The 7,221-nt window shown below is 43.2% G+C and carries 7 protein-coding genes; all 7 read left to right on the plus strand.

All coding sequences use genetic code 11. The features are described 5' to 3' along the window. Nucleotides 1–545: NAD(P)(+) transhydrogenase (Re/Si-specific) subunit alpha (locus IH879_16640; protein MCH7676555.1), on the plus strand; the 545-nt coding region annotated here is incomplete at its 5' end. A 188-nt stretch (nt 546–733) separates the two neighbouring features. Then, a complete protein-coding gene (locus tag IH879_16645; protein MCH7676556.1) occupies nt 734–1,168 on the plus strand; it encodes a hypothetical protein in 435 nt (144 codons plus the stop codon). An 82-nt stretch (nt 1,169–1,250) separates the two neighbouring features. Continuing rightward, nucleotides 1,251–2,468, plus strand: a complete 1,218-nt coding sequence (locus IH879_16650; GenBank protein MCH7676557.1) for an aminopeptidase — start codon at nt 1,251–1,253, stop codon at nt 2,466–2,468. Nucleotides 2,469–2,901: 433 nt separating this feature from the next. Then, a complete protein-coding gene (locus IH879_16655) occupies nt 2,902–3,183 on the plus strand; it encodes a hypothetical protein (protein MCH7676558.1) in 282 nt (93 codons plus the stop codon). Next, a complete protein-coding gene (locus tag IH879_16660; GenBank protein MCH7676559.1) occupies nt 3,171–5,312 on the plus strand; it encodes a hypothetical protein in 2,142 nt (713 codons plus the stop codon). The genes IH879_16655 and IH879_16660 overlap by 13 nt, the downstream gene beginning before the upstream one ends. A 464-nt stretch (nt 5,313–5,776) precedes the next feature. After that, nucleotides 5,777–6,409 carry a hypothetical protein gene (locus IH879_16665; protein ID MCH7676560.1) on the plus strand — a complete coding sequence of 211 codons (633 nt, stop codon included), beginning with the start codon at nt 5,777–5,779 and terminating at the stop codon, nt 6,407–6,409. A gap of 267 nt (nt 6,410–6,676) precedes the next feature. After that, nucleotides 6,677–7,210 carry a GNAT family N-acetyltransferase gene (locus IH879_16670; GenBank protein ID MCH7676561.1) on the plus strand — a complete coding sequence of 178 codons (534 nt, stop codon included), beginning with the start codon at nt 6,677–6,679 and terminating at the stop codon, nt 7,208–7,210. The last annotated feature ends 11 nt before the right edge of the window (nt 7,211–7,221 follow it).

The following is a 7,221-nucleotide window of genomic DNA, read 5'->3' on the forward strand; positions in this document are numbered from 1 at the left end:
ATGTGCGGCCGGCGGTTAAAGAGCAGGTCGAAAGCCTGGAGGCGAAGTTCGTGGAACTCGAACTTGAAACTGAAGAGGCCGAAGCGTCCGGTGGCTACGCCAAAGCTATGGGCGAAGAATTCTATAAACGTCAGCGCGAAATGATGACCAAAGTGGTTGCTGATAGTGATGTGGTTATTACAACGGCTGCTATACCCGGCAAAAAGTCACCCGTTCTGATCACGGCAGAGATGGTTAAGGGGATGCGTCCCGGGACGGTGATTTTAGATATGGCGGCTGAGGGGGGCGGAAACTGCGAGCTCACCAGGCCGGGAGAAACGATAGAGGCCAATGGCGTCAGTATAATCGGGCCTCTCAACCTGCCCTCGACCGTTCCCTATCATGCCAGCCAGATGTACTCTAAAAATGTCAGCGAGTTTTTACAGAATCTCTTTAAGGACGGTAAGCTAAGTCTAAACATGGAAGACCAGATTATTCATGATACGCTTTTAACAAAGGACGGCAAGGTAGTAAATGTGCAGGTGCGGGAGTTGTTAGTTCCTTAAGAGTGAATTCTTTGCTTTTTGGGCAAAGATTTTTTGAAAGCTAAAACGGGCAGATGTGAGTGTAAAATTCGAAATCCGAAATAAAGTTCTTAGAACGGAGGTGATTTCCTTTGATTGTATAGTGCTCATGCTCAACCCCATTAGTAGTAAAATGTTCTAATCTCACAACGTATAAGGAGGAATTCAAAATGAAACTCAAACAATCTATTCTTTTCACGCTTACGCTAACTTTTTTAACCGTAACCAGTTCTTTTGTCTTAGCACAAGAACAAGAGGAGGAAGGCCACGTATTCACTATTTCTACTTGGAAGGTCAAATTTGGTCAAGTCAATAAATATTTGGATCTTCTGAAAGAATTCCGCCATCCAGAAGTTGAGCAAAATGAATTCTTAATTAGCCGAAAAGTTTTTCGTCACCATTGGGGGCCAGATTGGAATATAGTTATAATTCAGGAATTCGAGGATTTAGCATCTATTGATAAATACCAAAAGAGAAACCAAGAATTGCGAAAAAAGATGCATCCCGATAAGACCGAGCGAGATAAAATTGCCAAGCAGTTACAAGAATTACGTTTAGCCCATACGGATGCTATTGTGACTGAGGTTCCCAAATTGCGCAAGTAATCGTCGGTTCATCCTTCGAATTCTGAGTCCGCAATGTTGCATAATTATTTATTATTAATATTAAACTAAAAGGAGATTGATCATGAACAAGAAGTTTTTCAGCCGCATGGCAATCGGAGGGTTCTTTCTGATGTTACTGGTAAGTTTGTCAGTAGCGATCACAATGCAGGGCGAGAAAAGTACCTCAAGTGATGAGCTTGCTCAGAGATTGGTAAATCAATGTGCTCGAATTCAGGAAAATGAAATTGTATTGATAAGTGGAGGTGTACGTGACATCAAATTGCTAGAAGACTTGGCCACGCAAGTTCGCAAAGTAGGAGCCTTTCCATTAGTAACATTGAACAGCGATAGGATGGATCGACGCTATTATGATGAAGTACCGTCTAAATATGACACGCAGTTTCCCGAACTTGACCACAAACTGGCGACAATGATCGACGCACGAATTAATATCTCCTATTCTGAAAATTCCAGCCTATTGGCTGATGTGCCTCCTGAACGTATTGCAGCTGTGGCTAAGTCCCTTGCACCAATAAGTACGCTTCGCAATAAACGGAAGGTTCGTTCAGTAAGTCTAGGCAACGACCTAAATCCCACAACTGACAGGGCGCAGCAGTTTGGTTTGTCAATGGAAGAATTAGCGGAGGTTTATTGGAGCGGTGTCAATATTGATTATGCCAAGCTAGAAAGTATTGGAAACTCAATCCAAAAGAAGCTGGCCAGTGGAAAGGAAATACATATCACGAATCGGAACGGAACTGATCTAAAAGTTCAAATCGAGGCGAAATCGGTATCGGTGAGCGATGGGGTAATTTCCGAGCATGATGTTCAACAGGGTGGCGCTGCCTGTCAAGTGTGGTTACCAGCAGGTGAGGTTTATTTGGTTCCTGTTCCGGGGACAGCACAAGGCAAGATTGTAGTAGATAAGCAGTTTTATCTGGATAAAGAAATCAAAGGTTTGGAACTCACTTTCATGGATGGAAAACTCAGCAATATGAAAGCAAAATCAGGGCTTGAAACACTAAAAGCACGTTATGACGTGTCTGGAGAAGGAAAGGATGAATTCGCTTTCATTGATGTAGGCGTTAACCCAAACGTCAAAATACCAAAGAACAGCAAAATGGATGCTTGGATGGCCTCAGGCATGATAATCGTTGGCCTTGGAAATAACACGTGGGCTGGTGGTGAGAATGAATCTGATTTTGCTATGCAAAACTTTTTACCTGGCAGTACATTAAAAGTAGACGGGGAGGTTATCGTGCAAGATGGCGTTTTGGTGTCTGACTTTACGTTGAAATAACTAGGCTTTAAGTAAAAGTAGACCTGCTATGTCAGACTAAAGGCGCACTGTTTAGGTTCGTGGCCTAACGATCGCATTAACACGGACGCTGCCGCTCTAGTATGATTTCAGAGTTTTGAGTATTATCGCAAGTTTTTTCTTTTAGGTAATTTAGGTGCCCTGAATGGCAGCGCCGGTTATGCCCACCGAACCCCGCCTTTGGAAATTTAATTAAGATTGCGGCGACGCCTTAACGGGAGGTTCTTAACATTTACATTTTTTTAATGAAATGGTAGAACCACTTGACCGCACCACTACCATAGAGAGTGGTTTACTTTTTGCATGGGTCGCCAATTTTGGCCTAACCCCGACAGGTGAATCGCAGGATCGTTAGGCTTCAGAAATGCTAAAAAATTATTAAGTACATTCTTACTTTATTTTCTTTGTCGGCTTCATGGCTAAAGTAATTGCCAACGATCATAGCGATAAAATGCAAACCTGGGCTGAGGAATACTACAATCAGTTTAAGAGTAGCACAATGAGCAAATATGTCCATAAGTCAGGCGTCATACCGGATGAAAAAACAGCAATCTCTATTGCAGTAAGCGTGTGGAAGCCAATATATGGAGACGAACAAATTGAGAAACAAAAACCTTATCAGGCTTTTCTCATTGACGGTAACTGGAGCGTTTTGGGAACTTTGCCAAATGGAGAGCTTGCTTTATGTCTCAATTGACATTTAGAAAATATGGTGGCAGTTACCAGCTCAGGATTCAAGATGCAAAGGATTTAGAAAAAATTCAAGTTCTTGATGAAGTCCACTGGGCAAGTACGAGCATTACCACTGACAGTCTCAACTGCGATGATGCATTTATTTCATATGTAGATACCGATAAAAATGGTCGCATCCGGCCTAGTGAACTAAAAGCAGCACAGTCTTGGTTGTTTCGAATTCTTGCAGATCGGAGCCGTTTGGTCGAACGCAGCGATGTTCTGCGGCTCAACGATATCGATATGCATCATGATGAGGGCCAAAATTTGCGAGCCACAGCAGAGGTCATCTTGAACAACCTTAACATTCCCAATGCACAAGAAATCAGTCTGGAGCAGGTTCGGAATGTACAAAGTATTATGGCGAGTTCCGCGAACAATGGTGATGGTATTATCCCCCCGGAGGCAACCCATGACCCCGATTTAGCGCAATTCATCGAGACCGTTATGGATACTGTTGGTTCTGTTTTGGATGCTTGCGGGAAGCCAGGAATTAGTGAAGAACAGCTAAAAGATTTTTTAGATGAAGCAGAAACATATCTCGCATGGAAAGCGAAAGGCGAAATTCCTCAGAAACAGGATACTACAGAAGTTATGCCTTGGGGAGCCGAAACGTCGCAAGCCTATGAACTTGTAGCAAGCCTAGGTGGAAAAATTGAGCAATTCTTTACACAGTGTGCCATGGTCAAGTTTGATGGGCGAGCAGTTGCTCAAATGCAGTTTTTTCGTCAGAAGAAGCTTGAAGAAATCGATTTCACTGATAAGTCAGTGATGGAAGATCGGCTTAAGGATGGGCCATTAGCATTACCTAATCCAGAAGGTATCCTTGATTTGGAGGGAATGATCAATCCCTTATATATGGATCGTCTACTTGTGCTTAAGGAAAATGTTCTAACACGCGCCCTTGAAAGTCCCGTCAAATATCTGACTGAGAAAGAGTGGGGAAAAGTAAAAAGCATCTTTCTCGCATACCGCACATGGTTAGAAAGCAAACAGGAACTGAAAGTAGACAAATTGGGAGTAGATCACCTGCGTAATTATCTTAATAGGTCATACAGAGAACGGGCAAGCGAGCTCATTGCAAAAGATTTAGCCGTCGCTGATGAATTAAACCAAATACATAATTTAGAGAAACTCATTCTTTATCAAAGATGGCTGATTGAGTTAGCCAACAATTTTGTGAGCTTTGAAAATCTTTATAATCCTAAAAATCGCGCCCTTTTTGAAATGGGGACGTTAATCATCAATGGAAGACAGATTAGTTTTACAATGAAAGTTCAGGATCGGCAAGGCCACAAAAAGATAAGCGAACGCAGTTACATGTATCTATTATATGTAGAAGTTACTGGGCGTCAGAGCAACGATATTAAGTTTGAAATTGTTGCTCCAGTGACTTCAGGTAGCGCGGATGGATTGCGAATAGGGAAGCGTGGAATCTTTTTTACCATTGACGACCGAGAGTGGGATGCAGAGATCATCGATATCGTGATTAACCCTATTAGTCCATGGGAGTCAGTCAAAGCGCCCTTCCAACAGTTTACTAAAATGGTAAAAAAACAAATCGATAAATTCACTAAATTACGCCAAGATAAGTTAGAATCAACCCTTTCCGCCCCCAGTACGTCGGGCATAGCGCGCGACCTTTTATTAGGCGGCGGTCTGGCTATTGCGGCTCTTGGATCAGCTTTTGCGTATATTACGAAGACTCTTTCCCAAGTGGACCCAGTTACTGTCCTGGTTGCGCTTTTGGGGCTAGTCGCCGTTGTTTTATTACCAAGCATCATGATAGGTTATGCAAGGATACGTAAAAGGGACATGGGTCTACTTTTGGAAGCAATGGGTTGGGCGGTAAATATTCGCATGCGACTAAGCGCGGGTTTAGGACAACTATTCACACGCATTCCACCCTTACCTAAGAGTGCACGTAAAGAGAAAAAGGATGCAGTGGTTCAGTTTGTAAGAGAGTTTGGCTATACTTCTTTCCGATCCAGGAAGAAAACGACAATCGTGTTGATCACTATTCTTATTGCACTTTGTTTGATATGGCTTCTGATGGGATTTCCTGGATTAAAGTCGTTATTTCAATATTTTTAGAATTGCGACTCCGACGTGCATCCACCGCTCTCATGAACGAATGCTTCGACAGACAAATCTCTTCTCCTTTTATCATGTTAACTACCGATAAGTTGCATATTGTAGTCCAGCCACAGAAATGACAAAGAAGTTTTTTTATATTTAGGGATATGAAGCGTCACACTGAAACTAAAATACCTAACGAATCGTTGCAGTGGAACTCGTTTCACTCGGCCGCTGAACTCTAGCGTTTATGCGTGAGAGACAAATAGAGAAGGTTGAAATATAAAAGTTGGAGAAATTATCATAAAATTCTGTCACAACAAAAACGAAAGGAGTAAATTTTATAGCTAACGAAGAAATTCTGAAATATTGGATAAAATACGATATTCCCAATAACCTGGTTAACTTTCGGCTTCAACGAAGGTGGCACCGGGAACGTCTGGATTTGATCGACAAGATAACGGATAATGGAGGGTATAACAGTGAAAGTTGAGCAAAAACATCTTTTCGGCCCGGTGATGTTCTGGACGGTTCTGACGTCCACGTTCGTGTGGCTACCACTCATTCGAATCATAGGTCGTCCCGAAGGTTACCAGTGGGGCATCCTTGGATTATCCGGCAAAGGCACTGAAGGCCCTTACTGGGTGTGGATTTTGCTAACACTCTATGTTCTCATCATGCTATACAGTGCGTTTCGTGGACCACGCGCGCTGTTTTATCCCATGCTGATTCTATGGCACCTAGCCGTAACAGGAGTCGTAGTTATGGCTACCATTTTTGAGGGTACTGAAGCAGCATTTCAGGGACAAGGCCTGCACTTCTCAATTCCTATGTGGCTGCTGATCATCCCATTCACACTGTTTGTTGTGCTCGCAATAGCCTGGATAGTGAGAGATTACCGCGCTGGTGGTGTCCCAGAGAAGGTGGCTTGGACACGGGCGAACTCTCGTCGGCTGGTAACATCTGCCTTTCTTCTGGTTGTGGCGCTGGCATTGTTTAGAGCAGGAAACAATTACAACTGGGTGACGGCTACGGCAATCATCACGGCGATTGTCCAGTGGATTTTGCTGGTTCAGTCGTTCCAACCTATGCGCGCTGGTGCGCTCCGGACCTAGCTGGAATCCGGCGCTTGCCAGCCTGGCCACATAACCATGCGTTGCAGTTGACCGCCGAACGAATGGGCGTAATTTTGAAATTCGTACTACCCGTAGGAGTTTTATTTGAAATTTGACGTTAGTCTCTCGCGCTGTTCGGCGGCAACTGAACTTGCCGTTATATGTTGGGAAATAAGTCCCGACATTCAACGCTATCCAAACAAAAAAAGGAATATACAAGAGATGAACATAAGAATGGCACCTGCATTTCTCATTCTAATAGTATTTTTGACGGCGAGCCATGGCTACTTATGTGCTCAATCCAATAACCCTTTTGTTCCTTCTGACTTCAAGGTTCCAGAGAAACTGGAAACAGAGAAATTTAGACTTCGCATGTTGACAGTAAATGATGTTGTAAAGGACTATGATGCTGTAATGACAAGCGTGGAGCATCTTCAAGGCGTCTTTGGACCTCATTCCAAATGGCCATCCCACAATTTAACATTTGAGCAAGACCTAATAGATCTTGGCTGGCATCAGAAAGAGTTTCAGAGACGTAGGTCTTTCGCCTATACTGTTATGAACCTTGGCGAATCTGTATGCCTTGGCTGCGTTTACATAAACCCAACTCGGAAAAGTGGATATGATGCCCGTATTGCTCTCTGGGTTAGAAAGAGCGAGTTTGACAAGGGTCTCGACACTATTTTATTTGATGCTGTGAAAGAATGGGTTGTGAAAGAGTGGCCATTTAAGAATACAGCTTATCCCGGTAGAGATATTGATTGGAACAAATGGGAAGCGACGCCAGAATTACTGAAATAACTTTATGTCTG

Source organism: candidate division KSB1 bacterium, assembly GCA_022562085.1.
In the GTDB taxonomy this organism is placed as follows: domain Bacteria; phylum Zhuqueibacterota; class Zhuqueibacteria; order Oceanimicrobiales; family Oceanimicrobiaceae; genus Oceanimicrobium.

What these genes read in the sequence shown, in the direction of transcription:
- IH879_16645 (MCH7676556.1), top strand. Translation starts at nt 734, where the DNA reads ATGAAACTCAAACAATCTATTCTTTTCACGCTTACGCTAACTTTTTTA.
- IH879_16660 (MCH7676559.1), top strand. Translation starts at nt 3,171, where the DNA reads ATGTCTCAATTGACATTTAGAAAATATGGTGGCAGTTACCAGCTCAGG.
- IH879_16650 (MCH7676557.1), top strand. Translation starts at nt 1,251, where the DNA reads ATGAACAAGAAGTTTTTCAGCCGCATGGCAATCGGAGGGTTCTTTCTG.
- IH879_16655 (MCH7676558.1), top strand. Translation starts at nt 2,902, where the DNA reads ATGGCTAAAGTAATTGCCAACGATCATAGCGATAAAATGCAAACCTGG.